This window comes from Rhizohabitans arisaemae (assembly GCF_025996515.1).
GTDB lineage: Bacteria > Actinomycetota > Actinomycetes > Streptosporangiales > Streptosporangiaceae > Rhizohabitans > Rhizohabitans arisaemae.
The window spans coordinates 1-288 of the sequence record NZ_BLRH01000028.1; the positions used below are offsets into that span (position 1 = coordinate 1).

General features: G+C 68.8%; 1 protein-coding gene. It reads right to left on the reverse strand.

Annotated features, from left to right (window positions below; all coding sequences use genetic code 11):
• The coding region (locus RUR_RS11510; protein WP_283134974.1) for a polysaccharide deacetylase family protein at positions 1–288 on the reverse strand (288 nt) is incomplete at both ends.

Consider the following 288-nt stretch of genomic DNA (forward strand, 5'->3'; position numbering starts at 1 on the left):
TGGCCTTGGCGTGGCGGAGGAAGTCGCGGAGGACGCGCAGGCGGGCACCGCGGGGGATGGTGGTGGGGTGCAGGACCAGGCTCAGCACGCCGTCGGGCTGGAATTCGCACATCCAGTCGAGTTCGTCGCACCACATCTTGAGGATCTTGTCGTAGGCGTGCAGCCCCGGCATGGGCGGCCGGACGAGGAACTCCATCTGCGGGACGTCGATCATCGAGCCGAGGAGCGGGATCTCCACGACGTCCACGAGATCGCCGAGGGCGAGCGGGCCGTCGGGGATCCAGGCGT